Source organism: Marinobacter sp. LA51 (genome assembly GCF_030297175.1).
GTDB lineage: Bacteria > Pseudomonadota > Gammaproteobacteria > Pseudomonadales > Oleiphilaceae > Marinobacter > Marinobacter apostichopi.
In genome coordinates this window covers 2,966,412-2,992,407 of record NZ_AP028070.1, presented here as the reverse complement: position 1 = coordinate 2,992,407, position 25,996 = coordinate 2,966,412, and the positions used below count along the sequence as shown (strand labels likewise).

Genomic DNA, 25,996 nt, shown 5'->3' with positions numbered 1-25,996 from the left:
TGTTATTGGCCCAGGCGCGAATGGGCTTTGGCGTAGTCCGCCTTCAGGCAATTAACCAGAGCCTGCACACTGACCACATCGTGAATCTGGCTCACGCCCTGGCCGGCGGACCACACGGTTTTCCAGGCCTTGGCCTCGTCGCTTACCGGCTTCAGCTTTTCGCCATAATCGATCTCACCGGCCTGGTTCAGTTTATCCATCGGGTAACCGGCGGCTTCCAGGCTCTGACGCATGAAGCTGGCGGGAATGCCCGAGACCACCGGGGTGTGGATGATGTCCGCCGACACCGCCTCAATAATCATGTTGCGGTAGGCGTCCTCAGCCTGGGACTCCTCAGTGTTGATGAACCGGGTGCCCAGGTAAGCCAGATCGGCACCCATGGCCTGCGCCGCCAACAGGTCCTCACCGTGGGACAAGCCGCCGGCTAGCAGGATGATGCCGTCGAACACCTCGCGGATCTCATGCACCAGCACAAACGGATTGATGGTGCCGGCATGGCCACCGGCCCCGGCTGCCACCGCAATAATGCCATCAACGCCGGCTTCCGCCGCCTTACGGGCATGGTGCTGGTTGGTAACATCGTGGAACACTAGCCCGCCATAACTGTGGACCGCATCGACCACCTGGCTGGCCGCCCCCAGGGAGGTGATCACGATGGGTACCTGGTGCTTTACGCACAACTCCAGGTCTGCCTGCCAACGGGGGTTGGTGCGATGCACGATCAGGTTGACGGCATAAGGAGCTACTTGTGCCGATGGGTTTTGCTGGCGGAAACTGTTGAGCTCACTGTTCATCTGTTCCAGCCAGCTTTCGAAGCCTTCACTGCTACGCTGGTTAAGGGCAGGAAAACTGCCAACCACGCCTTCCTTGCAGCAGGCCAATGCCAGCTCGGGGCCGGAGATCAGAAACATGGGCGCCGCCACCAGGGGCAGGGAGAGCTGATTGGCAAGGGATGCAGGTAAGGCCATGAGTTTTCCTTAATTTTTGTTGGAACTTTTTTAAGTTATAAAGGATCTTAGCTTGCCTCGGTGGCTGTGAAAACGGTAGCCAACGATCGAAATTCCGGGAATTTCTTCCCCACAATACCTAACGAACAAGAAGGAGCCCGCAATGGGTGAAGCCAAACGTCGCAAGGAAACCGGCGCGCCTGCGCCTCGTAAAGCAAGCAACAAGCCTCTGTATATCGGGGTGGCCTTGCTGGTCCTGGCGGCTGTTGTATTGGGACTGTTCTTTCTCACTGCACAGCCGGAGCCCACGTCTGACGAGCTGCCGGTGGCCGGCGCCAATGCCGATCCGTTCCCGGCAGAACTGGACCAGTACGGTGTCTCTGTAGGGCCGGAGGACGCTCCGGTGGTGGTGCGCGAGTTTGCTGATTATCAGTGTCCGGCCTGTGGCCGTTTCTCAGACGCCAGCCAGAAGCTGAAACAGCAGTACGTGGATTCGGGTAAGGTGCGGTTCGTGTTTTTTGACCTGCCCCTGCAGCAACACCAGAACGCCATGCCAGCGGCGATGGCAGCTCGATGTGCAGGCGATCAGAACGGTTACTGGGACATGCACGACCAGCTGTTTGATGCCCAGACCGAATGGAGCAGCTCAGGCGATCCGGTGGAAACCTTCAGCCGATATGCCGGCGACCTGGGTCTGGACGAGCGGCGTTTTCGTCGGTGCATGACCACCGAACTGCACCGTGAAGACGTTGAGCAGAGCCGTCGCGTGGCCATGCAGCTGCGGGTCAGCAGTACCCCAACGGTACTCGTAGACAACATTCGCCTGTCTCGTCCCGGTTGGGGCCAGCTGTCGGCGGTAGTTGAGCGCGAGCTGAACAGCGCGGCACAATAAGTGGTCGAAAGGTGTAGCTAACAGGGGCACTGCGGTCAGCCCGCACTTGATTGCAGGTCAGAGTTGGTTAAAATTTGTGCCCGCTCTGGCTTGCGCCATTGAGCAAATGACCAAACCCATGCTCCGGATTTACGGTCCGGCCCGCAGGAGATATTGATGAGCAATGACGTTGTTGTCTGCGCGCTGTATAAGTTCGCAGTCCTGAATGATTACAAGACCCTTCGTCAGCCGTTGCTGGACCTGATGCTTGAGAAAGACGTGCACGGCACCCTGTTGCTGGCACGGGAAGGCATTAACGGCACCATTGCCGGAAGCCGCGAGGGCGTTGATACCATCAAGGCTTGGCTCGGTAACGACGAGCGTTTCGACGGCATCGATTACAAAGAATCCTTTGTTGATATCCAGCCGTTCAAGCGCACCAAGGTGAAGCTCAAGAAAGAGATTGTCACCATGGGCGTTGAGGGCATCGACCCGAAGCGTACCGTTGGTACTTACGTCGATCCCAAAGAGTGGAACAACCTGATTTCGGATCCGGACGTGGTGCTGGTGGATACCCGAAACCAGTACGAAGTGGAGATCGGCACCTTTCAGAATGCCGTAAACCCGGCCACCGATACCTTCCGTGAGTTCCCGGCGTACGTGAAGCAGAATCTGGATCCTTCCAAGCACAAGAAGGTGGCCATGTTCTGCACCGGCGGCATTCGCTGTGAAAAATCCACCGCGTACCTGAAAGAACAGGGCTTTGATGAGGTGTACCACCTGCAAGGCGGCATCCTGAAGTACCTGGAAGAGGTGCCGGAAGAGCAGAGTCTGTGGCAGGGTGAGTGTTTTGTATTTGATGATCGGGTTACCGTGAATCATTCGCTTGAACGTGGTGATTACGATCAGTGCCACGCCTGCCGTCGGCCGATTACCGAAGACGACAAGCAGCGTCCGGAGTTCGAGCAGGGTGTCAGCTGCCACCAGTGCATCGATACCCTGACGGAAGAACAAAAAGCCCGCTTCGCCGAGCGTGAGCGCCAGATGCGTCTGGCCGAGCAGCGTGGTGAAACCCACGTGGGTGGCGAGGCGGCGCGCATCATCGAAGAGCGCAAGGCCCGAAAAAAGGCCGAGCGCCAGCAACACGCCCAGAAAAGCCAGGCCGGCGAAACTGCCCAGAATACGTGAGGTATCCGATTCTGCGCAGTTCCGCCGGCTAATAGGGAGAGGTTATGGAGCTCAGAAAAGCAGTCGCGGTTGCATTAATCGGGGCTGCGCCGCTGGCCCAGGTAAGCGCCGAGGACAAAGTGGGCGCAGAGTTCGAGTTGGGTGTGCTGATGACGTCCGGCAACACCGAGGAAACCAACTTTAATAGCCGGTTCGCGATTACTCAGGAATCCAGGCGCTGGCGGAATGGCGCCGAGTTGAGTGCCCGGCACACCGAGGCCGAGGACGAAACTACAGCCGAGCAATATAAAGCCGAAGGCGAGACCAACTACAAGTTCGATGAACGGCAGTACTGGTTTCTGCGCGGCTCCTGGGAAGATGATCGTTTTTCCGGTTACGCCTTCGAGTCGTCAATCACCGCCGGTTACGGTAACCGGCTCTGGGAATCCGGCAAACGCTCATTCTGGAGTGTCTCGACCGGTATGGGTTACCGATACAACCGCTTGGATGAGCCGGATGATGAAGGTAACGAGAAGGAAGACTCGGTCATCGCCCGTTTCGCCACGCAACTGGATTATGCTCTCTCAGACCGTGCCTTGTTTCGTCAGAAACTCAGCACGGAAGTAGGTCTGGAGGAAAACAACACCATCAGTGAGTCGGAGACCGCCTTGCAGGCGAACGTGGTTGGCAACTTGTCCATGAAAACCGCGTTCCGGGTGAAGCACGTTTCCGATCCGCCTGAGGGTAAGGAGCGGACGGACACGGAAACGGCGATTACTCTGCTATACACCTTCTAAGCGTGTCGGCTCAGACGTTGTTGCGCAGCCCCAGCTCATCCGGGTAAGGGGTCAGGTACTGTTGGGCGCTCAGGTAATCCACCGGTTCCCGGCGCTGGGCCATGCGTAGCAACGTCATGGGCACTACCAATGGGACCTCGCCGCGGTGGTATGCGTCCATCTGTTCCAGCATGACCTTCCGATCTTCCTCGCCCATGGCGTCTTTCAGATACCCCAGCAGATGCTGCATGGCATTGATGTGCGAACCACGGCTGACTTTCTTGCTCATGGCTTCCATGAACAGATGGATATAGCGGTCGGCAATGCTTTCCAGCGGTTCTGATTTCAGGTCGCCGAGCATGGGGCCAAGCTGTCGGTAAATCTTTTCGGAGTGGGCCAGTAACTGGAACTTGTGACGGGTGTGGAAGTTGATCAGAGCCTTGGCGCTAAGCTGCTCGCCGGCGACATTCTGCATCCAGTCATCGTAGGCGAACACCCGTTCGATGAAGTTTTCGCGAATCATGTTGTCGTTCAGGCGGCCCTCTTCTTCCACCGGCATCAGCGGGTAGGCCTTTAAGAGCGCATCGGCAAACATGCCGCGGCCGTCGCGGCGGGTGACCTGGCCGTTTTCGTTATGGACCTTGATTCTCTCCATGCCGCAGCTGGGAGATTTCGCCATCAGTATATAGCCGCGCAAGTTTGAAAGGGTGGGGATGACGTCATCGATAAACCCTTCCATGGCGGCGGTGTGGTCCGCCTGCCCCTTGGTCTCGATGATTCGCATGCCTTCCGGGTATTCCCGCAAGTGGATGGCAGGGCGGGGCACACCCAGTCCGGCTTCCAGCTCCGGGCAGATGGACCGGAATTCGAAGTGCTTGGACAGTACCTGAGTGCAGTAGCGGGAGTGCTTGTGGCCACCATCATGGCGGACTTCCTTGCCCAGCAGGCAGGTGCTGATACCAACGGGAATCTGGGACACGTAACCTCTCCGAAAAATAAAAGGGTCTTTTTGATACGTGATTAAAGTCTAGACCGATCAGCCCGGAAGAGTGAAACGGCCTAACTATCCCAGTGTCGGTTTTTCCTCTTTTCGGCCAGCGCCAGGGTACTGGCGTAAATGGTGCGAACGTCCGTGGCAAACTGTCCCACCGAAAACTCTTCCGCAAATTCCAGTGCCTGTTTTGCCAGTTCCTCGCGCAGGCTGTCTTCTTCCAGCAGCCGCTTCACGGCCTGAATCCACTTGTCCTGCCGCTCCGGCGTCTTGAAGCCGTTGTGGCCGTGCCGAACCACGTCTTCTATACCACTGGAGCGAACCGCCACCACCGGCAGTCCGGCAGCCATGGCCTCCAGAATTACCATGCCCTGGGTTTCTGATTTTGAAGCAAACAGGAAGGCATCACCCAGGCGATACCAGGTTGCCATCTCATCCGGTGGCACCGCGCCCACCAGAGTGAAATGCTCCTGCAGGCCAAGGTCATCGATTTTTTGTTTGAGCCGGTCACGCTGGTGGCCGTCGCCAATCATCAGGAACCGGAATGGCACATCGGTCTCCGAGCGGAGGCTGTCGATGGCCTCAATCATGAAGTCGATGTTCTTCTCGTTCGAGAGCCGGGACACGCTGACGAACACCTTCTCATTGCTCAGCCCGAGCTGTTCCCGCAAGCGCTGAATGTCGTCTTCATTCACGTCCTGAAAGCGCTGGTACTCAATGCCCGTGGGCTGAACATAGGTGGGGGTCTTCACGCCGATCATGCGCAGGTATTCTTCCGTGGAGTAGGTCGGCACGATCACACCGTCGCACTTGTTGGCGAAGCGCTTGATCAGGGCATGGGAGATCAGGTTACGGAACAGCATGCCGGGAAGGGGTACGAAGTGGGCGTAATGCTCCAGCCGGGTGTGATAGGTGTAAATGGCGGGCACCTTCAAGGTACGCGCCATGAATAGCCCCAGGGAGCCGAGCCAGAACGGGTGATGCAGGTGAATAATGTCCGGACGGAACGCTTTTACCGCCTTGCGGATGCGAGCCAGGAAAATATTGGCCAGTCGGAATTCCCGCTTTTCACCCATGGCCAGCAGCGAAGGTACGCGCACTACCTGGTCCTCGTTTTCCGGTTGGTCCTTGTACCTCGGGGCGACGATGAGGAGCTTGTCGCCCAGCTCAACCAGGCCCCGGCGCAGACGTTCAATGGAGATGGGCACGCCACCAATAAACGGCAGGTAGTTGTTGGTGAACATCGTCACCCGTAACGACTTCTGGAGCCAGGGCGAAGGGTCCAGATCGTAATCGGGATAGTAGTCCTTGCCGATAAAGATCGCGGTGTAGAGCTTGATGGTGATGGCGACAAACACGGCCAGCAGCAGGATGAAATTCAGGTAGCCGGAGTAGATCAGCGAGTAGATGAAAAACCAGAAACTTTCCAGCTGCTTCAGGATCTCGTGTTGGCCCACCTGCAGCCGTTCCAGGGAGTGGCTGGCGTTGCCATCGGCATCCACGTTCACCTTCACGAAGTGGTAAAAGCTGGTGTCGTTGTTCAGCACCAGGCCACCGGCGCCGCCGGTGGTGATGAAGGTGGTGTCGTCGCTGGTGGCCTCGGAATAGAGCGACAGGTTGGCCGAGAACACCAGATCAATACCGTGACGCTTGATCTCCCGCATCAGTGCGCTGCGGAATTCCGGAGGCTGCAGGTAGTCACTGCGTTGATCGAAGGGTGCGTTCGCCTCTGGCTCCATGGGCGGGTGGCCAATGAACAGAATCCGGGCCTTGGAGCTGTCTTGGGCCAGCAGGTCATTGAGCCAGCGAATCTGCCACTGCCACGGCGTTTTGCCGGTGCTGTCCAGGAAGATCAGCCGGCTGTTGCCCGCCAGGATGCTGAAAAAATGGGGCCCGAAATGATCGTAAAACCGGAAGCTGCCGAAGTCCTCGTACTCGTGCGCTCCAAATGTCAGCAGGTAGGGAATGTCCAAGTGCCCCAGGCTGCCATACAGCGCACGGTACTTGTCCTCACCACCACCGCTGACCGCGTTGCCCGCAGACACCATGAAATCGATGCCGGAGTTATTCAACTCAGGAACAATTCGTTCCTCGAAGATGCCGATGGAGTTGTTGATGTTGCCCACCACCGCGAAACTGACCGGTGATTCGGGATCGGTGGCGCGCTGAATACGTTCCACCTGTTCCGTATGCAGGCCCTTGAAGTCCTTCATGAACAGGTTGAGGTAGGCCTTGTAGCCGACCAGAAAAATAACGATCAGCAGGCACAGATAGAACAGCAGTTTCAGTGGGTTTCGGAAGATCATTCCGGTTTCCTGCGGTCTTTAATGAGTTCCCTCTGCAGCACAATCAGTCCGATGATCATGCCCAGGTATATGGTAAGCAGGCGCCAGCTTACGGTGACCAGCACCAGATGGTTGCCCGACAGAATATCCCGAAAGAAGCTTCCAAATACACCTTCGGAAATACCGGAAGCCCCAGGTGTGGGTGAAAAATACATGACGAAGGTGGTTACGACCAGCAGCCCCAAAGAGACCAGATAATCAACGGTGTAACCCAGGCTGTACATCAACAGGGCAGGGAAACTGAACAGGCTGAGCAGGAACAGAGCGGTGAACAGGACCGACAGGCCTACATACAGCGGCTGGCCCTTCAGGTAATCACCAAAGCTGTCGGAGAACCGGAGCATCTCCCGGCGTGCCTTGAACTGCCAGCGCCGGTGTCGGGCATCGCTGATCAGGTGGAAGCGGTGCAGGGTCACCAGGATCTGGGTCAGGGGTGCGATCAACCAGTGAGTGCGGAACAGCAGTACCGCGAAAAAGGCCAGATAGATAAAGATGAAAATCGCCAGTGCAACACCAATGGAGCCGGTGATCGTGTGGTCTTTCAGGGCCCGGAGTGTCAGCAGGAAGATCGGGGTCAGTGTGAAGATGAACATCACGGCCAGCACTGTGCGGATGGTGGTGGCGGCCGTTGCCCGGCCCATGGGCACGCCGTGCCGGTGCAGGTACCAGATTTGGGCAAAACCGCCGCCGGTGGCCATGGGTGTCACGTTGGAGAAGAACAGGTTGATGAACACCAGCCGGAACATCACCTTGAGCGGCAGCCGGTGCCCCAGGGCGCGCAGGGTGAAATACAGCCGCAGTCCATCGGACACAAAGTAAACCAGCAACAGCAGCCCGACCATCAGCAGCGTGGTGGGCGCAATGAGGCGCGGATCGAAAGTAAGGCTGCGCTCGGCAAACTGGTCGTAAACCGCGTACAGGCCGGCAGCGGTCATGGCGATAAAGATCAGGCTGAAGACTGCGAGTCGCCGCCAGGACGTTTGTTTCGAGTAATCGCTTTCGGCTACGTCGCTCATGGTTTGCCTGCCAGAGCTTGCTGAATGAGTGCCTGCTGAGTTTCAGCAAACTCACGAATCAGGGCCTGGGCGGCGGCGCTGTCCCGGGCCAGTACGACAGCTGGCAACTGGGTAAAGAACGCGCTGGTGTGTTTCAGGCCCTGACGGTATCGGTCGGCGCTTAAATAGTAGGCCCGGCTCACCGCTGGCTTGAAGTTGGACAGTGCCTCCGAGAGGTAGGGATTGCCCACCACCTCACAGCAGGCTTCCATCACGCCAAAACTCGCCTCTACGACGGCGGTGATGTCGGCTGATGGTTTCTTGGAAAGCTCCACCACATTGGTCACAGCGGCAAGCATGGGCTCGCGATGCTTCTCCTGCCAGCGTTCGCACAGCCTCGTCACCAGCATCATCAGCAGGTGCATGTAAACGTCGTACAGCTCGGAGGCGTGTTCCGCATCTAATCGGGTTGCCGAAGCGCCTTTACGGGGTGTGATGTCCACCAGATGCCAGCGTTCCAGGGTGTACAGGGCTTCCTTGACCGAGGCCCGGCTCACTTTCAGCTCACCGGCCAGTCTGGCCTCCTGGATGCGCTCCCCCGGCCGAATGTGCCCGGTCATGATCCGCTCGGCCATGAAATTGGCGATCTGCTCGGCCAGGGTATTCGGCGCCTGAAAATCCATAACGGCTCTCTAGCAAGGTGCGTTCAGAAAAGGGGACATCGGTGTGGGTGAGTCTACCACAGCCTCCTGTCACAAAAGCCACAAGCCCCTGATCCGGCTGGGCTTTCGTGGGCGTGATCAAGAAATGGACGGAAACGAATTGACGACTGATGTATTGTAGGACAATAATGCATAAAACAAGAGGCGAATGACCCGTCGCCACGAAAACAGTCGAAGGAGAGTGCACAATGAATACCAGCCACCTATCGATCAGCCGAGAGGCTACCCGCCGAAGAATCCTGCTAACCCTGAAGAAGTACAGCTACCTGATCGCCATGCTCCCGCTGGCGTTACCACCTTTGCTGCTGGCGGCCGGGCAGGCCACCAGCCTGGAGAACCTGTTTGCCTGGGGCGTACCGGTGGTGGTGTTCGGGATCATCCCGGTGCTGGACCTGCTCTTGGGAAAAGACGCCCTGAACCCCGATGAAGAGGTGGACGTGCCGAAGATGAACAGCGAAGCCTTCTATCGGGTAATCACGCTCGGGTGGGTGGTCGGATACGCGGTGCTGCTGGTGTGGAGCATGCTGGAGTTGGCCTCGGGCCAGTTCAATGCTATCGGGGGCATCGGCTGGGTGATTTCCATTGGTATTGTCGGCGGCCTAGGCATCAACGTCGCCCACGAACTGATCCACAAAGACGGCAAACTGGAAACCCGAGCCGGCGGCTTCCTGCTTTCCCTGGTCTGCTATGCGGGCTTCAAAGTGGAGCACTTGCGCGGCCACCATGTGCATGTATCCACGCCGGGCGATGCCTCGTCTTCTCGCTACAACCAGTCCCTGTACAACTTTCTGCCTCAGGCCTACCTGCGTAATTTCCTGAATGCCTGGAAACTGGAAGCCCAGCGCCTGGAGCGCAAAGGCGAAAAAGCCTTCAGCTGGCGCAACGAATTGATCTGGTGGTACAGCATCAGTGCCCTGGTATTCATTGCTTTCACTGTCGCCTTCGGCTGGCTGGGTGCCGCTTTCTTCCTGGTCCAGAGCTTCATCGCCTTCACCCTGCTGGAAATCGTCAACTACCTGGAACACTACGGTCTGCACCGCCGCAAGCTGGACAATGGCCGCTACGAACGCACCGCGCCTGAGCACAGCTGGAACAGCAATTACTTCCTCACCAACGTGTTCCTGTTCCACCTTCAGCGCCACAGCGACCACCACGCCTACGCCAAACGCCGCTACCAGGTACTGCGCCACCACGACATCGCCCCGCAGTTGCCGGCCGGCTACGCCGCCATGATCGTCCTGGCCACCATCCCGCCGCTGTGGAAGCGCATCATGAACCCCCGTGTTGAGGCTTATTATCGGGGGGAGGAGCATCAGTTGGCTTCTTGATTCGTTCGATTCGATTGATTAGGGGCCGGGCGGCCCCCCTTGAAATCCCTTTGAAACGCACGCAGGTATATGCTTTGAATCCTGCGAATAACGAAGGGAAATACCATGCCCAAGCATTTCGAACAGGCCGCCGGCCTATATGAGGATCCCGTACCGGAAACCGAAGGCTACGTCTTCAACCAGACCATGATGCGCATCAAAGACCCAGAGCGCTCCATGGATTTCTACACCCGTGTAATGGGCATGCGCCTGGTTCGCAAGCTGGACTTCCCGGAGATGAAATTCAGCCTGTATTTCCTGGGCTACCTGGATGACCGCCAGGCCAATCAGGTGCCGTCCGACGACGCTTATCGGACGACCTTTACCTTTGGTCGCGAAGCCATGCTCGAGCTGACCCACAACTGGGGCACCGAGGACGACAATGATTTCGCCTACCACAATGGCAACGACCAGCCTCAGGGCTTTGGTCATATTGGAATCGCTGTGCCCGACGTGTACTCCGCCTGTGAGCGTTTCGAACACCTCGGCGTAGAGTTTGTGAAGAAGCCGGACGACGGCAAGATGAAGGGACTGGCCTTTATCAAAGACCCGGACGGCTACTGGATTGAAATCCTGCAGCCGGACATGATGCAGAAGCAAAGCAAAAACGGCTGATACCCGTCAGCCTGCGGTATCGGCACCTTTCTTGGTGTCGGTGCCGGCTTTTCCTCCGTAGCGGGATGCCACGATCACCGCTGCCGTCAAAATGAACGCCCCGGCAATGCCGATGGGGCCCAGAATCTCGCCCAGAAACACCCACGCCAACAACGCCACGAACAATGGTTCCAGGGTCACGATGATGCTGGACAGTGTTGCAGGCGTGGTTTGCATGCCTGCGAAGAAACTCACGTAGCCGATGCAGGTGGGCACCACACCCACGTACACCACCATCAGCCACTGATGAAACGCCAGGGTGTCCAGGCCTTCGAAGCCGCCGGACAGCCACACCACTGGAAACAGGATCAGGGCCGCGGTGAAAAAGCAGATGAACGCGGTTGTGAACACCGGTGTACCTGTAGAGCTGTAGCGGCTGGTCAGGGTAAAACCTGTGTAAACCAGCGCGGCAAAAAGCGCGATCAAAATGCCAGCGAGGCGCAAGGTGCCCGCGGTGTCCATGTCGCTCAGTACCAGCATAGAGGTACCGAAGATGGCGGCGACCAGAGACAGTACAGTCAGCAGCCCCGGTTTTTCGCCGAGCAGTGGCGCGGCCAGCAAGGCAACGAATACCGGCGGAAGGCACAGGGCAATCAGGGTGGCGATGCCGGCACCGGTGAGATCAACGGCCAGCAGGTAGCTGCCCTGGTAGAACGCCTGGAACAGGCCCAGTGCAGCCAGCGGGATCAGGGCTTTCTTGCCCAGGTGACGCAGGGAGCTGCCCGGCACCCGGGCTCCGGGGTTGGCGCGTTCCAGTTGCCGCTGTTCCCGGCGCATCAGCAGCCAGAAAAACGGCAAGGCGACAGCCAACCGAAGGAAGCCCAGAGTTATGGCTTCCAGCTCGGTACCGGTAAACAGGAATTTTGCGACAATGCCCGTGGTCGCCCAGAGCAGGGCTGCCAGGGCGATCAGTAGAGCGCCTCGAATCATTCAATAATCAACACAATCAGCTCTTTGGGACCGTGGACACCGTAAGCAAGGGTTTGCTCAATGTCCGCCGTTTTGGATGGCCCGGAGATTAGCAGGGCATTGGTGGGCATGCCAGCTTTCCAGTTCTGGACCTGCATGGCCTCGTGGAAAGTGGTGTACAGCTCGCTGGCAAACAGCACCGCTATGTGAATTGGAGCCACCAGGCTCATCAGCCGGGGTTCGTCCGAGTTCGGCCATAGAATCAGCGAGCCGGTTTCGGCGATGCCGCCCCGGGTGGAGGTGATGCTGGCATCCACGTCATTGAACAGAACCGACTGCCAGCTTTCGATGGGCTCGTCGTAAATCAGCAGGTGGGGCAGGTCTTCCCGCCCGAGGGTGGCGGAGCGGAGTTTTACGCCGATCTCATGCTCCTTGGGTATTAGCAGATTGCGAGCGCCGCGAGTGCCGAGTATTTCTGCAAGCCGGTCTACCCAGCTGTCCTCGGTGCAGTGGTGCACCTCGCCGTGAACGGATTCGATCATTTTCTCGAACAGGGCAATCCTTTCGGTGGTTGACCAGTCCGGTCGTTTCAGCACGGAAAAATCGCACTCCGGGGCGGTCAGCTCGCCGCCAGTCCGGTTGCGCAGGCGCTGCAGAATGGTGTCGCGAGAACTCACTGGCCGCGCTCCTTGAGCTGTTCGTGGAGGGTTTTGGGCGCTAGCTTGGGCGAGGTGCGGAACTGGGTCCAGCTGCCCATCTTGCCGGGCTGCAGCATGCGAAAGCGCGCGGCCAGGTTAGTGCCAAACCGATAGGCGCCGGGGTGCGCGTGCATCCAGCTCCAGCCTTTCCAGATCATGGCTTCCACCGCATTGCGCTTGGCGCCGTGACCACGAACCTTGGCTGGGTGCAGTTTGTCGCCATCCACCGATTCCTGGCGCAGGCGCACCAGCAGATCGGGGATCGGGATCTTCACCGGGCATACTTCGCCGCAGGCACCACACAGGCTGGAGGCGCTGGGTAGGTGTCGGCCTTCGTCCAGGCCAATCAGGTGCGGCATCAGAATCTTGCCGATCGGGCCGGGGTAGGTGGTGCCGTAGGTGTGGCCGCCAACGCGGGTATACACCGGGCAATGATTCATGCAGGCGCCGCAGCGGATGCAACGCAGGGTGTCCAGCAGTTCATCGTCCTGATAAATCGACGACCGGCCATTGTCCACCAGTACCACGTGCACTTCTTCCGGGCCGTCCAGCTCTTCGGCCTTGCGGGGCCCGGAGATCATGTTGAAGTAGGTTGTGATGTGCTGGCCGGTGGCAGAGCGGGTCAGCAGGGCGAGCAGGGCAGAGACATCCTCAAGGTTCGGCACCACTTTTTCGATACCCGTAACCGCAATGTGGCACTTTGGCACGGTGGTGGTCATGCGGCCATTGCCTTCGTTTTCCACCAGGCACAGGGTGCCGGTTTCGGCCACGGCAAAGTTCACCCCGGACACGCCGACATCGGCGTTCATGAATTTCTCGCGCAGCTGCAGGCGAGCAGCGGCGGTCAGGTATTCCACATCATTCGACAGGTCGGTGCCGGTTTTCTCGTGCAACAGCTTGGAGATCTCACCGGTGTTCTTGTGGATCGCTGGCATGATGATGTGAGAGGGCGTTTCCTCGGCCAGCTGCACAATGTACTCGCCCAAATCGGATTCAAGGGCTTCGATGCCCTGTTCCTTGAGGTAATGGTTCAGTTCCATTTCCTCAGACACCATCGACTTGCCCTTAATCACTGTCTTGGCATCCCGCGCCTTGCAGATATCGCGCACAATGCGGCAGGCCTCGTCACCGTCCACGGCCCAGTGCACCTTGATACTGTTCTCGGTCAGCTTCTGCTCCAGCTGCTCGAGCAGGTCGGGCAGATTGGCCAGGGCGCGCATGCGCACGTTGGCACCGAGATCACGCAGGGTTTCCAGATCCCAACCTTCAAAGGCGCTCTTGCGCTTGGTCATCAGCCCGTCCATCGCCTTGCGGAAGTTCTGGCGAATCTGCGGGTTGTGCAACGCTTCGTGGGCCCGTGGGTGGAACTCTTTTACATCAACGTGGTGAGGTGAGTGCCGGGCGGTGTCGCTCATGACCGCTCTCCCTTATCGCCGCCGGTGCGGTCCCACAGGAAACTGAGAATGTGCTGGCCGGACATGGCCTTCTGGTTTTTCTCCGCATAGCCATGAATGTTCATCAGGCAGCCGCAATCGGTGGTGACAAACTCCCTGGCGCCGGTGTCCACCAGGGCGTCCACTTTTTCGCTCACCATGGCGCTAGAAATCTCGGGGTGCCGGATGGCAAAGGTGCCGCCAAACCCGCAGCATTCCTCTGCGCGAACCTGCTCAACCAGGTTGACGTTATCGAGTTGGCCCAGCAGTTTCGGCCCCACTTCGGCCACGCCCATTTCCCGGCGTGCAGAACAGGAAGTGTGCATGGCCACGGTGGTGGGCTCGCCCGCATCTTTGAGCTTGATATGGCAAACGTTGAGCAGGAAATCGGTGAGTTCCCAGATCCGGCCGGCCACTTCCGCGGCCCGAACTTCGTCCTCAGTGCCCTTGAACAGGTCCGGGTAGTGCTTGCGCATCATGCCGCCGCAGGAGCCGGAGGGCACCACAATGGGGTAGTCCTCGGGAAACAGACCCAGCTGGGCCCTGGCGACAGCGCGGGCTTCGTCGTGGTAGCCGGAGGTGAAGGCCGGTTGGCCGCAACAGGTCTGGTCCTGCGGGAAAATCACCTCAATGCCTTCGCGCTCGAGCAGCTGAATGCCCGCCATGCCCGCGTCCGGGTAAAACATGTCCACCAGGCAGGTACCGAAGAAATACACTTTGGAGGGTTTCGAGGGGTAAAGCTTAATAGGGTCAGCCATGACGCCGATGCTCACGCTCATTAGTGTTGTTGTTCCACTAATGATAGGAATCGGGAACCGCTGATGCCAGACGACTTTTAGGTAGGTAGTAGTACGTAGGCAGCGGCGGGTGCCGCCGCCCACGGAGCAGATTATTTCACGGCCAGGCGTGCTGCGTTCTTTTCAACGGTGCGTTCGCCAATACCTTTCACATTGGCCAGATCCTGCGGCGCGCTGAAAGGACCATTGGCTTCGCGGTAGGCCACAATGGCTTCGGCCTTGCTCTGGCCAACACCGGTCAGTTCGGCCAGCGTGGCAACATCGGCAGTGTTGATATTGATGGCGGCCGGTTCAGCGTGAGCAAATCCGGTAACCAGGCTGAACAGCAGTACGAGAGTGGCAAAAAAAGGAGTGCGTTTCATCGAAAGTGAGTTCCTGATGCTGAGTTGTCGTCTTTTTAGTGTTGTCGGGACGCAAACAGCCGGAACGAATGCACGGACAGGACCACACTCCTTGTGGTCCCGTTTTCCGTGGCTGACCCTCGCCTGATCCTTCAGGCCATGTGCTCATCCTGAGCACTTCATCCTTGCGATCTTCCCTGCAAGCCCCTGATCCTTAGGGCAACTCCAAATCCCTGGAGTTATCGTCCTTGAGCCAACGATCCTTGCTGGCTTGTCATCCCTGACAGATACGATTCTATCGACGACACATTTTGGCAAAACCGGACAATCGCGCCAGAGCGTGTGAGACATCTCCTACGGCGGTGTAAGTGCTGCTTATCGGATGCCAGAGAGCACCAGCATTGTGCGCACCAATGCTGGGCAAGCAGGACAGGCCAGCGCACAATAAGAAGCATGCTATTTATGCCTGAAACCTGCCATTCCCTTCCCTCGAAATTTTACAAGTCATTGATATTTAATGGATGGGAAAGCTATGACCGAAGGCTTGTGCACCAGCAACGTGCGAACGTGCACCGCAGGTATAGGTTTTGGTGCGTTTTGATGGGGCAAAAGTGCTGATGAGAGTCTTGGGTTTAGCGCTAACTAACTGAAAATAATTGGATTATTTTGGTGCTGGAACGACTAATGCAGAGCAGGAGGTGCTTCAGACGAATTGCACAACCTCCCTAAAAACGAAAAGGATGACGAAATGAGCATCAAAAAACACGTGAAACTGGGCCTCTCTGCACTGGCGCTTTCCATCTCTTTCAACTCCCTGGCCGCCGAAGACCCCATCAAAGTCGGCATCCTGCACTCTTTGTCCGGCACTATGGCGATCAGTGAATCCACCCTGAAAGACACCATGCTGATGCTGATTGAAAAGCAGAACGAGGCCGGCGGTGTTCTGGGCCGTCAGCTTGAGCCGGTGGTTGTGGACCCCGCCTCCAACTGGCCGCTGTTTGCCGAGAAAGCCCGCGAGCTGCTTGCGAAAGAAGAAGTAGACGTAATCTTCGGCAACTGGACCTCGGTTTCCCGTAAGTCCGTACTGCCGGTGGTGGAAGAGCTGAACGGCCTGCTGTTCTATCCGGTGCAGTACGAAGGTGAAGAATCCTCCGAGAACGTGTTCTACACCGGTGCCGCGCCCAACCAGCAAGCGATTCCGGCGGTGGACTACCTGATGAACGACATCGGCGTTGAGCGCTGGGTTCTGGCAGGCACCGACTACGTCTACCCGCGCACCACCAACAAAATCCTCGAGACCTACCTCAAGGATAAGGGCGTGGCCGCCGACGACATCATGATCAACTACACGCCGTTTGGTCACTCCAACTGGCAAGCCATCGTCTCCGACATCAAGACGTTCGGTAACGCCGGCAAGAAAACTGCCGTGGTTTCCACCATCAACGGCGACGCCAACGTGCCGTTCTACCGTGAGTTGGGTAACCAGGGCATCGACGCCGCCGACATCCCGGTGGTTGCTTTCTCTGTAGGTGAGCAGGAGCTGTCCGGTATCGACACCGGCCCGCTGGTTGGCCACCTGGCCGCCTGGAACTACTTCATGAGCGTGGACAACGACGCCAACTACGACTTCATCGACGCCTGGGTTGAGTACACCGGCAACGAAGACGCCGTCACCAACGACCCGATGGAAGCGCACTACATCGGCTTCAACATGTACGTCGAAGCGGTCAAGAAAGCGGGTACTGCTGAGGTGGACGCGGTGAAAGACGCGATCATTGGCGTGAGCGTGCCGAACCTCACCGGCGGCTACGCCACCATGATGCCCAACCACCACATCACCAAGCCGGTACTGATTGGCGAAATTCAGGACAACGGCCAGTTCTCCGTGGTTTGGGAAACCGCCTCCACCGTGGCTGGCGATGCCTGGTCTGACTTCCTGCCGGGTTCCAAGGACCTGATCAGTGACTGGCGCAAGCCGCTGTTCTGCGGAAACTTCAACGTGGTTACCGGCACCTGTGGCGGCAAGGTGGTTGCCGAGTAAGGCCTGAGGCCATCAGCAACCAACTGCGGGCGGGGCCTCGGTCTCGCCCGCGCTTTACCACCGTTTTCGCTCCACCCTCTATTCCCAAGAACAGGACGCAACCATGGGCATCTACCGACTGCTCAGCCATCTGCTGCTCGCCTGCTGTCTGCTCTGGCCCGGCCTTACCCTGGCCCAAGTAGAAGACACTGAAGCACAACAATTACTCACCGCGCTGGCCGATTCCTCCTTTGCCGAAAAGAAAGCGGTGGTGAACCGCATCGCCGGCAGTGGTGATGACCGTGCCCGTTACTGGCTGGAATCCTTCGGCGCCAACAAACTCGGGCGCATCGAAGACAGCGGCCAATTCATCATCGTGTTGTCCAACCGCGGCCGTAACTGGACCGTGGAAGACGCACTGACCAGAGAAAACCTGGGCGAGATCTCCCGCCGCGACATCGACACCATTCGCGTCAACAACGCCCTGCGTAACGAACTCGAAGGCATCCTGTCGGTGATCGATCTGAAGAGCCCCGATGAGGACCAACGACTAACCGCCGCCCGCGCCCTAAAAGGCAGCGTGAGTGGCACCCTGGCCGGGCGCCTGCCAACGCTGATTAGCGAAGAGCAAAGCGCCGATGTACAGGCCGCGCTCACCGAAGCCCTGGCGATTTACCAGGTGGAAGAGCAGGGCGACATTTCTGCCGTGGCCACACTCTCCGGCAGCCTCAACTCCGAAGCTCGCGCCGCCCTGCAACAGGCCATGCGCAGCGATGATCCGGCGCTTTCCGCAGCTGCTTCCAAGGCCATGGAAAGCATCGAGCAGAAACTGAAACTGAACCGTGCCGCCGAAACCCTGTATTTCGGCCTGTCCCTCGGTTCGGTGCTAGTGCTGGCGGCCATTGGCCTGGCCATCACCTTCGGCGTGATGGGTGTAATCAACATGGCCCACGGCGAGCTGATCATGCTCGGCGCCTACACTACCTGGGGTATGCAGCAGCTTCTGCCGGGCCAGCCGGGCCTGGCGCTGATGCTGTCCATCCCCGCCGGATTCCTGGTGGCGGCCCTAGCGGGCATCGCCATTGAACGCACCGTCATCCAGCACCTGAAAGGCCGCCCGCTGGAAACTCTTCTAGCCACCTTCGGTGTCAGTCTGATCCTGCAACAGCTGGTGCGCACCGTGGTTTCTCCGCTCAACCGCACCGTGATCACCCCGGACTGGATGAGCGGCTCGGTGATGATCAACGAAGCGCTGTCACTGACCCTGAACCGCCTTTACGTAGTCGGCTTCGCTCTAGTGGTGTTCGCCGGTCTGATGCTGATCATGCGCAAGACCCGGCTTGGCCTGGACGTGCGCGCCGTTACCCAGAACCGGGCCATGGCTCGTTCCATGGGCATCAAGGCCACCAAGGTGGACATCCTCACCTTCGGCCTGGGTTCCGGCGTGGCTGGCCTGGCCGGTGTGGCGCTGTCCCAGATCACCAACGTCGGCCCGAACCTGGGCCAGGCCTACATCATCGATTCCTTCATGGTGGTGGTGTTCGGCGGCGTCGGAAACCTCTGGGGCACCTTATTGGCCGGCCTGTCGCTGGGCACCATCAACCAGCTGCTGGAACCCTGGGCCGGTGCCGTCCTCGCCAAGATCCTGGTACTGGTTCTGATCATCCTGTTCATTCAAAAACGCCCCCGGGGACTCTTTCCCCAGAAGGGCCGTGCGGCGGAGGGTTAAGGTATGTGGCTAACGCGACCTTTGCGTGAACGCTCCACGCAACTGTTCCTGGGCGTGCTGTTCGCCGCCCTGATTATCGTCACCGCGCTGCACCTGCTGATGCCGCAGGACAGCGCCCTGTATGTGAGTTCCTACACCGTCACCCTGCTGGGTAAATACCTGTGCTACGCGCTGCTGGCGGTGGCGGTGGATCTGGTCTGGGGTTACCTGGGTATCCTCAGCCTGGGCCACGGCGCCTTCTTTGCCCTCGGCGGTTACGCCATGGGCATGTACCTGATGCGTCAGATCGGTGATCGCGGCGTCTACGGCGACCCGCTCCTGCCGGACTTCATGGTGTTCCTGAACTGGCAGGAGCTGCCCTGGTACTGGCTTGGCTTCGACATGGCCTGGTTCGCCTTCATCATGGTGCTGCTGGCGCCGGGCCTGCTGGCCCTGGTGTTCGGCTTCCTGGCGTTCCGCTCGCGGGTGACCGGGGTGTACCTTTCCATCATCACCCAGGCGCTCACCTTCGCGCTGATGCTGGCGTTCTTCCGCAACGAAATGGGCTTTGGCGGCAACAACGGACTGACCGATTTCAAAGACCTGCTCGGCTTTGACCTGCGTACCGACGCCACCCGCCTCGGCCTGTTCCTGGCAACCGGCATCGCTCTGGCCATCGGCTACGTGATCTGCCGAGGCATTGTCACCAGCAAACTCGGCCGCGTCAGCGTGGCCTGCCGCGATGCTGAAGCCCGCACCCGCTTCCTGGGTTACCGGGTAGAGCGTGTGCAGCTGTTCGTGTTCGTGGTGTCCGCCATGATGGCGGGTGTCGCCGGCGCGCTCTACGTGCCGCAAGTCGGCATCATCAACCCGAGCGAATTCTCGCCGCTGTTCTCCATCGAAATCGTGGTGTGGGTGGCCCTCGGTGGCCGGGCCACCCTGTACGGCGCGGTCATTGGCGCCATTCTGGTGAACTACGGCAAAACCGTGTTCACCGGCATCATGCCGGACGCCTGGCTGTTCGCCCTCGGCGGCCTGTTCGTGCTGGTGACCGTGTTCCTGCCCAAGGGCATTGCCGGCCTGCTGTTCGACCGTAAGAAAGCCAAGGAAGAACCCGACACCCCGGCGCAGGAGGCCACAGCATGAGCATCTTTCAGCAGCTGACCAACCGCGACCAGGTGTTCGACTTCCTGGCACCGGAAGTCTCACCGGTGGACGTGCGCCACGGCCCTATCCTGTATCTGGAGGACGTGAGCGTGAGCTTCGATGGTTTCAAGGCCATCAATAACCTCAACCTCACCATCGACGACGGGGAACTGCGCTGCATCATCGGCCCCAACGGCGCAGGCAAAACCACCATGATGGACATCATCACCGGCAAAACCCGCCCGGACACCGGTTCGGTGTGGTTCGGCAGCCGCCATAACCTGCTCACCAAGAGCGAGCCGGACATCGCCTCCCTCGGCATCGGCCGAAAGTTCCAGAAACCCACGGTGTTTGAAGCCCTCACCGTGTTCGAAAACCTGGAACTGGCCATGGCCGCCGACAAGCGCGTGTTTCCCACACTCACCGCCGTGATGAAACCGGAATACCGGGACCGCATCGACGAAGTGGTGGAAATGATCGGCCTGAAGGACCTGCGCGTCGCGCCCGCCGGCATCCTCTCCCACGGCCAGAAGCAGTGGCTGGAAATCGGCATGCTGCTGATGCAACGGCCCCGGTTGCTGCTGGTGGATGAGCCGGTAGCAGGCATGACCGAGCAGGAAATGGAACGCACCGCCGAACTGCTCACCAGCCTCGCAGGCAAGCAGTCCGTAGTGGTGGTGGAGCACGACATGGGCTTTGTGCGCTCCATCGCCCGCCAGGTAACCGTGCTGCACCAGGGCAGCGTGCTGGCGGAAGGCACCATGGACCAGGTCTCAAACGACCCGGAAGTGATCAAGGTGTATCTCGGGGAGGAGGCGTGATGACGACTGAAAACCTGATGCTGAAAGTCGACAAGCTCAATCAATACTACGGCGAAAGCCACACCCTCTGGGATCTGGAGCTGGACGTACCCCAGGGCCAGTGCACCTGCGTGATGGGCCGCAACGGCGTGGGCAAAACCACGCTGATGAAATGCATCATGGGTGAGGAAAGCGTGAAAAACGGTTCCCTTGAATTCGCCCAGGACGTGGAACTCACCGAGAAGAAAATCGAAGACCGCTCCCGCCTTGGCATCGGCTACGTGCCCCAGGGCCGGCAGATTTTCCCGCTGCTGACCGTGGAAGAAAACCTGCGCACCGGCCTGGCCGTGCGCAAAGACGGCCGCAAGAAAATCCCCGAGCGCATCTACGAGCTGTTCCCGGTATTGAAAGAAATGAGGCACCGCCGCGGTGGCGACCTCTCCGGCGGTCAGCAACAGCAGCTGGCCATTGGCCGGGCGCTGGTGATCGAGCCGCGCCTGCTGATCCTGGACGAGCCGGGGGAAGGCATCCAGCCCAACATCGTCGCCCAGATTGGCGAAGTCATCCGCAAGCTGATCAAAGAAGACGGCCTGACCGTACTACTGGTGGAGCAAAAACTGCCGTTCGCCCGCAAATACGCCGACCGCTTCGCCATCCTAGACCGTGGCCGCCGGGTGGCCGAAGGCGAAATTGCCGAGCTCACCGACGAACTCATCAAGAAGCACCTGACGGTATGACGGTCTTCCAGCGCATAGAGCCCGCCGATGGCACCGCGCCCGATTCTGGCCACCGCTTCGACGCGGGCCGGCGCTGGGCGGCGTCTATCGAACTGGGCTTCCAGCTGCGCCCGGACGGCGACAACACCACGACCCGCATGACCGGCATTAGCCACCAGGGGCCTTTGAGAGTGCAGCGCCCGTTCTACCCGGAAGGCCGCAACGGTTGCTGCCACGTGTACCTGCTGCACCCACCGGGCGGACTGGTCAGCGGCGATGCCTTGAGCATCGAGACCGAGGTGGGCGAGGGCGCCCACACCCTGCTCACCACACCCGCGGCCGCGAAACTATACAAAGCCGACAGCCACGGCGTGGCCTGGGCCCAGCACACGAAACTTACGGTCGCCAAAGGCGGCATTCTCGAATACCTGCCCCAGGAAACCCTGGCCTTCGACGGCTCCCGGGGCGAACAGACCACCACCATCGAACTGCAAACCGGCGCCAAATGCCTAGGCTGGGAAATCCTCGCCCTCGGCCGACCGGCCAGCGACCTGCCGTTCGTTACCGGGCATCTGGAACAGAAGTTCCGCCTGCTCATGGACGGCCGCCCTTTATGGCTGGAACGCCAACCCATGGACCCGGCCCACCCAAGATTCAAAGGCCACTGGGGCCAGGGCGGCGCCACCGTGCAGGCCACCTTGTGGGTAGTGGGCCTGGACGACGAAGCCGGCGCCATCGAAGCCCTGAGAGAAACCCTGCCCGAAAACCACCGCTGGGCCGTCACCCGCCGCCGCGGCGTGGTGCTGCTGCGCTACCTGGGGCAGGAACGCAACGAAGCCTGGGCCCTGTGCCAACAAGCCTGGGAACTGCTGCGACCACGGCTCACCGGGCTGCCGGCCAGCGTGCCCAGAATCTGGCTGACCTGAACAAGACTCACATACAGAACAAGAGCCTAAGAGAGAAATAACTGATGGAACTGACCCCCAGAGACAAAGACAAGCTGCTGCTGTTCACCGCCGCGCTGTTGGCCGAACGCCGCAAGGCCAAGGGCCTGAAGCTCAACTACCCGGAAGCCGTCGCCCTGATCAGCGCTGAAATCATGGAAGGCGCGAGAGAGGGCCGCAGCGTGGCTGAAATGATGACCGCTGGCACCAAAGTGCTCACCCGTGAAGACGTCATGGAAGGGGTGGCAGAAATGGTGGATGAAGTGCAGGTAGAAGCCACCTTCCCCGACGGCACCAAACTCGTCACCGTCCACAATCCCATCGTGTAAGGAGCCCGCCATGATCCCTGGTGAATACCAGCTCAAAGACGGCGACATCGAACTCTGTGCCGGCCTCGAGAGAATTCAGATTGAAGTCGCCAACACCGGCGACCGCCCGGTCCAGATCGGCTCTCACTACCACTTCGCCGAAGCCAACCCGGCCCTGACGTTTGATCGCGCCAAAGCCCGCGGCTACCGCCTCGACGTCGCCGCCGGCACCGCCATCCGTTTCGAACCAGGCCAAAGCCGCGAAGTCACCCTGATTCCGTTCAGCGGTAGTCGTGAGATTTATGGATTCAGAGGCGAAGTTATGGGTTCTCTGGAGGACACGAAATGAAAATCACCAGACAAGCCTACGCCGACATGTACGGCCCCACCGTAGGCGACCGGGTAAGGCTCGGCGACACTGATCTATGGATCGAAGTGGAAAGCGACAGCACCCACTATGGCGACGAAGTAAAATTCGGCGGCGGCAAAGTCATAAGAGATGGCATGGGCCAGAGCCAGCGCGCGGACGATACCGTGATGGACACCGTCATCACCAACGCCCTGATCCTCGACTGGTGGGGCATCGTAAAAGCCGACGTTGGCCTCCAGAACGGCCGCATCGCCGCCATCGGCAAAGCCGGCAACCCGGACACCCAGCCAGACGTTACCATCGTGATCGGCCCCGGCACCGAAATCATCGCCGGTGAAGGTAAAATCCTCACCGCCGGCGGCATCGACGCCCACATCCACTTCATCTGCCCCCAGCAGGTCGAAGAGGCTTTGATGAGCGGCGTAACCACCATGCTCGGCGGCGGCACCGGCCCGGCCACCGGCAGCAACGCCACCACCTGCACTCCCGGTGCATGGCACATGGGAAAAATGCTGCAAGCCGTAGACTCCCTGCCCATGAACATCGGCTTCCTCGGCAAAGGCAACGCCTCCCTGCCGGAAGCCCTCGAACTGCAAATCGAAGCCGGCGCCATCGGCCTGAAACTGCACGAAGACTGGGGCACCACGCCAGCCTCCATCGACAACTGCCTCACCGTGGCCGACAAATACGACGTACAGGTGGCCATCCACACCGACACCCTGAACGAATCCGGCTTCGTGGAAGACACCCTGGCCGCGTTCAAAGAACGTTGTATCCACACCTACCACACCGAAGGCGCCGGCGGCGGCCACGCCCCCGACATCATCACCGCCTGCTCCAAGGATTACGTACTGCCGTCGTCCACCAACCCGACCCGGCCCTACACCGTGAACACCATCGACGAACACCTCGACATGCTGATGGTGTGCCACCACCTGGACCCCAACATCCCGGAAGACGTCGCCTTCGCCGACTCCCGCATTCGCCGCGAGACCATCGCCGCTGAAGACATCCTCCACGACCTGGGCGTGATCTCCATGATCGCCTCCGATTCCCAGGCCATGGGCCGGGTGGGCGAAGTGGTGTGCCGCACCTGGCAGACCGCCCACAAGATGAAACAGCAGCGCGGCCTGCTTCCGGAAGACGAAGCCCTGGGCGCCGACAACCTGCGCGCCAAGCGTTACATCGCCAAGTACACCATCAACCCCGCCATCACCCACGGCATCGGCCATGAAGTGGGCTCGGTGGAAGTGGGCAAACTGGCAGACCTGGTGCTGTGGAGCCCGGCCTTCTTCGGCGTGAAACCCGCCGTGATTCTGAAGGGCGGCATGATCGCCGCCGCGCCCATGGGTGACCCGAATGCCTCCATACCCACACCCCAGCCGGTGCATTACCGCCCGATGTTCGGCGCCTTCGGCAAAGCCGCCAGTGCCACCCGCCTGAGCTTTGTCAGCCAGGCCGCCATCGATGCCGGCATCAAGGAAAAGCTGGGGCTGGATAGCCGCCTGTCCGCCTGCAAAGGCGTGCGCACCGTGCGCAAGGGCGATATGAAACTGAACGCCGAATGCCCGCACATCACCGTAGACCCGCAAACCTACGAAGTGCACGCCGACGGCGAACTGCTTACCTGTGAGCCGGCCACCGAACTGCCGCTGGCCCAGCGTTACCACCTTTTTTAAAAAGACAGCTCATGGCTGTTCTAGGAGATCGACATGCTTGAACTCACCCAACGGGTCGGCCCCGTCGAAACCAGCGAAATTCACGACCACCTCACGCTGCCCTTCGAGCTGCGCATGCGCGGCCGCCTGCGGGCGAAAACCGACACCGGCTACGACGTCGGCCTGTTCCTCGATCGCGGCCAGGTATTGCGCGAAGGCGCCTTTTTGCAGGCCGAAACCGGCGAGATTGTCCGCATTCGCGCCGCCGATGAACCGGTCGTTACCGCCCGCATCGAACCCGGCCTGGGCCTGGCGCGGTTGTGTTACCACCTGGGCAACCGCCATGTGTCCCTCGCCATAGGCAGCGACGAAACCGCAACAGATGGCAAGACGGACTGGGTCCGCTTCCCGCCCGATCACGTGCTGGAAGAACTGGCCGAACGCCTGGGCGCTACCCTGGAACACCACCGCGCCCCATTCGATCCGGAACCCGGTGCCTACGCTCAAGCCGGGCAAGGCGAGCACTCCCATTCACATGGACACAGCCACTCTCATAGTCAGTCTCACAGCCACTCACATAGCCATGGCCACGGCAATGACCACACTCACTCTCACTGACAGCAGCCAAACCGCCGTGGGCGACCTGGCCCTGCTGGGCCTGCTGCAACTGGTCAGCCCCGCGCTGCCCATCGGCGCCTTTGCCTGGTCCCAGGGTTTGGAAAGCGCCTTTGAGCTGGGTTGGGTGAACAATGAGAACGAGCTGGGTGACTGGCTGGAAGGCGTGCTGGAAGACGGCCTGACACAATGCGAATTGCCGCTGCTGGTACGCCTGCAGCAGGCCTGGGCCAACCATGACGGCAACGCCGTGGCCGACTGGAACGACTGGCTGCACGCTACCCGGGAAACCGCCGAACTGGTGGATGAAGACCTGCGCCTGGGCGCGGCCCTGGTGCGCCTCCTCGGCAGCCTGGAACTGCTGCCGGAAAAAGGCCTGCTACCCCAAGACCCCGGCTACGTCACCCTGTTTGCCTGGGCCGCCCATGTTCGAGCCGTGCCCGCACGGCAAACCCTGCTCGGCTTCGCCTGGGCCTGGCTGGAGAACCAGCTGGCGGTGGCGTGCAAAGCCATGCCCCTGGGCCACACCGCCGCCCAGCGCCTGACCGAACGGCTGCGCCCGAAACTGGTGATGGCAGTGGATGACGCCTTACAGAAAGAAGATCACGAACTCGGCCCGGTACTGCCCGGCCTGGCGCTCGGCAGCGCCCTGCACGAAACCCAGTATTCACGGCTTTTCAGAAGCTGAATTAACAAAG

Annotated in this window: 26 protein-coding genes; 16 read left to right on the top strand and 10 right to left on the bottom strand. The window is 59.7% G+C overall.

The genetic code is table 11. The features are described from left to right. Positions 1-2: 2 nt before the first annotated feature. The gene (locus tag QUE89_RS13890) at positions 3-968 is read right to left on the bottom strand and encodes an NAD(P)H-dependent flavin oxidoreductase (protein WP_286220667.1); all 966 of its coding nucleotides are present in this window, start codon (positions 966-968) and stop codon (positions 3-5) included. A 142-nt stretch (positions 969-1,110) separates the two neighbouring features. On the opposite strand from QUE89_RS13890, the gene QUE89_RS13885 reads away from it, so the two are divergent. The 3 genes from QUE89_RS13885 (at position 1,111) to QUE89_RS13875 (ending at position 3,782) form a co-directional block, all read left to right on the top strand. Then, on the top strand, positions 1,111-1,839 hold the full coding sequence (locus QUE89_RS13885; RefSeq protein ID WP_286220666.1) for a DsbA family protein: 729 nt from the start codon (positions 1,111-1,113) through the stop codon (positions 1,837-1,839). Between the two features lie 156 nt (positions 1,840-1,995). Further along, a complete protein-coding gene (gene trhO / locus QUE89_RS13880; protein WP_286220665.1) occupies positions 1,996-3,006 on the top strand; it encodes an oxygen-dependent tRNA uridine(34) hydroxylase TrhO in 1,011 nt (336 codons plus the stop codon). A 44-nt stretch (positions 3,007-3,050) separates the two neighbouring features. Next, positions 3,051-3,782 (top strand): DUF481 domain-containing protein, encoded by a 732-nt coding sequence (locus tag QUE89_RS13875; protein ID WP_286220664.1) that lies wholly within the window; start codon positions 3,051-3,053, stop codon positions 3,780-3,782. Positions 3,783-3,792: 10 nt separating this feature from the next. On the opposite strand, the gene QUE89_RS13870 is transcribed toward QUE89_RS13875, so the two are convergent. The 4 genes from QUE89_RS13870 to QUE89_RS13855 form a co-directional block, all read right to left on the bottom strand. Continuing rightward, complete coding sequence (locus QUE89_RS13870; RefSeq protein ID WP_286220663.1) at positions 3,793-4,740, bottom strand: YbgA family protein; 948 nt, start codon at positions 4,738-4,740, stop codon at positions 3,793-3,795. An 80-nt stretch (positions 4,741-4,820) separates the two neighbouring features. Continuing rightward, positions 4,821-7,058 (bottom strand): glycosyltransferase, encoded by a 2,238-nt coding sequence (locus tag QUE89_RS13865; protein ID WP_286220662.1) that lies wholly within the window; start codon positions 7,056-7,058, stop codon positions 4,821-4,823. Beyond that, entirely contained in the window at positions 7,055-8,113 is a 1,059-nt protein-coding gene (locus QUE89_RS13860; RefSeq protein WP_286220661.1) for a lysylphosphatidylglycerol synthase transmembrane domain-containing protein, read from the bottom strand. The genes QUE89_RS13865 and QUE89_RS13860 overlap by 4 nt, the downstream gene beginning before the upstream one ends. After that, complete coding sequence (locus QUE89_RS13855) at positions 8,110-8,775, bottom strand: GntR family transcriptional regulator (protein WP_286220660.1); 666 nt, start codon at positions 8,773-8,775, stop codon at positions 8,110-8,112. Before QUE89_RS13855 ends, QUE89_RS13860 begins: the two co-directional genes overlap by 4 nt. A gap of 227 nt (positions 8,776-9,002) precedes the next feature. Between QUE89_RS13855 and QUE89_RS13850 the strand changes: the two genes are divergently transcribed. Then, entirely contained in the window at positions 9,003-10,142 is a 1,140-nt protein-coding gene (locus QUE89_RS13850; protein ID WP_286220659.1) for an alkane 1-monooxygenase, read from the top strand. A gap of 105 nt (positions 10,143-10,247) precedes the next feature. Beyond that, positions 10,248-10,796 (top strand): lactoylglutathione lyase, encoded by a 549-nt coding sequence (gene gloA, locus QUE89_RS13845; RefSeq protein WP_286220658.1) that lies wholly within the window; start codon positions 10,248-10,250, stop codon positions 10,794-10,796. Between the two features lie 6 nt (positions 10,797-10,802). Here gloA and QUE89_RS13840 read toward each other — a convergent pair whose 3' ends face one another. The 5 genes from QUE89_RS13840 to QUE89_RS13820 all read right to left on the bottom strand — a co-directional run bounded on the left by QUE89_RS13840 (position 10,803) and on the right by QUE89_RS13820 (position 15,034). After that, positions 10,803-11,765, bottom strand: coding sequence for a DMT family transporter (locus tag QUE89_RS13840; protein ID WP_286220657.1), 963 nt, complete (start codon positions 11,763-11,765; stop codon positions 10,803-10,805). Further along, positions 11,762-12,421, bottom strand: a complete 660-nt coding sequence (locus tag QUE89_RS13835; protein ID WP_286220656.1) for a LutC/YkgG family protein — start codon at positions 12,419-12,421, stop codon at positions 11,762-11,764. Before QUE89_RS13835 ends, QUE89_RS13840 begins: the two co-directional genes overlap by 4 nt. Next, positions 12,418-13,857, bottom strand: coding sequence for a LutB/LldF family L-lactate oxidation iron-sulfur protein (locus tag QUE89_RS13830; RefSeq protein WP_286220655.1), 1,440 nt, complete (start codon positions 13,855-13,857; stop codon positions 12,418-12,420). Before QUE89_RS13830 ends, QUE89_RS13835 begins: the two co-directional genes overlap by 4 nt. Continuing rightward, positions 13,854-14,633 carry a (Fe-S)-binding protein gene (locus tag QUE89_RS13825; RefSeq protein ID WP_286220654.1) on the bottom strand — a complete coding sequence of 260 codons (780 nt, stop codon included), beginning with the start codon at positions 14,631-14,633 and terminating at the stop codon, positions 13,854-13,856. Before QUE89_RS13825 ends, QUE89_RS13830 begins: the two co-directional genes overlap by 4 nt. Positions 14,634-14,764: 131 nt before the next feature. Further along, a complete protein-coding gene (locus QUE89_RS13820; protein ID WP_286220653.1) occupies positions 14,765-15,034 on the bottom strand; it encodes a ComEA family DNA-binding protein in 270 nt (89 codons plus the stop codon). Between the two features lie 727 nt (positions 15,035-15,761). On the opposite strand from QUE89_RS13820, the gene urtA reads away from it, so the two are divergent. The 11 genes from urtA to QUE89_RS13765 all read left to right on the top strand — a co-directional run bounded on the left by urtA (position 15,762) and on the right by QUE89_RS13765 (position 25,986). Next, positions 15,762-17,054 carry an urea ABC transporter substrate-binding protein gene (gene urtA / locus QUE89_RS13815; protein WP_286220652.1) on the top strand — a complete coding sequence of 431 codons (1,293 nt, stop codon included), beginning with the start codon at positions 15,762-15,764 and terminating at the stop codon, positions 17,052-17,054. A gap of 103 nt (positions 17,055-17,157) precedes the next feature. After that, the gene (urtB, locus tag QUE89_RS13810) at positions 17,158-18,762 is read left to right on the top strand and encodes an urea ABC transporter permease subunit UrtB (protein ID WP_286220651.1); all 1,605 of its coding nucleotides are present in this window, start codon (positions 17,158-17,160) and stop codon (positions 18,760-18,762) included. Positions 18,763-18,765: 3 nt separating this feature from the next. After that, positions 18,766-19,887 (top strand): urea ABC transporter permease subunit UrtC, encoded by a 1,122-nt coding sequence (gene urtC, locus QUE89_RS13805; RefSeq protein ID WP_286220650.1) that lies wholly within the window; start codon positions 18,766-18,768, stop codon positions 19,885-19,887. Continuing rightward, positions 19,884-20,708 (top strand): urea ABC transporter ATP-binding protein UrtD, encoded by an 825-nt coding sequence (gene urtD / locus QUE89_RS13800; RefSeq protein WP_286220649.1) that lies wholly within the window; start codon positions 19,884-19,886, stop codon positions 20,706-20,708. The genes urtC and urtD overlap by 4 nt, the downstream gene beginning before the upstream one ends. Before the next feature lie 17 nt (positions 20,709-20,725). Beyond that, complete coding sequence (urtE, locus tag QUE89_RS13795) at positions 20,726-21,424, top strand: urea ABC transporter ATP-binding subunit UrtE (protein ID WP_286222896.1); 699 nt, start codon at positions 20,726-20,728, stop codon at positions 21,422-21,424. Continuing rightward, the gene (locus tag QUE89_RS13790; protein WP_286220648.1) at positions 21,421-22,329 is read left to right on the top strand and encodes an urease accessory protein UreD; all 909 of its coding nucleotides are present in this window, start codon (positions 21,421-21,423) and stop codon (positions 22,327-22,329) included. Before urtE ends, QUE89_RS13790 begins: the two co-directional genes overlap by 4 nt. A 44-nt stretch (positions 22,330-22,373) precedes the next feature. Then, positions 22,374-22,676, top strand: a complete 303-nt coding sequence (ureA, locus tag QUE89_RS13785; RefSeq protein ID WP_286220647.1) for an urease subunit gamma — start codon at positions 22,374-22,376, stop codon at positions 22,674-22,676. 10 nt (positions 22,677-22,686) lie between these two features. Beyond that, entirely contained in the window at positions 22,687-23,004 is a 318-nt protein-coding gene (locus QUE89_RS13780) for an urease subunit beta (RefSeq protein WP_286220646.1), read from the top strand. Beyond that, the gene (ureC, locus tag QUE89_RS13775; RefSeq protein ID WP_286220645.1) at positions 23,001-24,704 is read left to right on the top strand and encodes an urease subunit alpha; all 1,704 of its coding nucleotides are present in this window, start codon (positions 23,001-23,003) and stop codon (positions 24,702-24,704) included. Before QUE89_RS13780 ends, ureC begins: the two co-directional genes overlap by 4 nt. A 33-nt stretch (positions 24,705-24,737) precedes the next feature. Next, positions 24,738-25,301 carry an urease accessory protein UreE gene (gene ureE, locus QUE89_RS13770; protein ID WP_286220644.1) on the top strand — a complete coding sequence of 188 codons (564 nt, stop codon included), beginning with the start codon at positions 24,738-24,740 and terminating at the stop codon, positions 25,299-25,301. Next, positions 25,279-25,986 (top strand): urease accessory protein UreF, encoded by a 708-nt coding sequence (locus QUE89_RS13765; protein ID WP_434784072.1) that lies wholly within the window; start codon positions 25,279-25,281, stop codon positions 25,984-25,986. Before ureE ends, QUE89_RS13765 begins: the two co-directional genes overlap by 23 nt. The last annotated feature ends 10 nt before the right edge of the window (positions 25,987-25,996 follow it).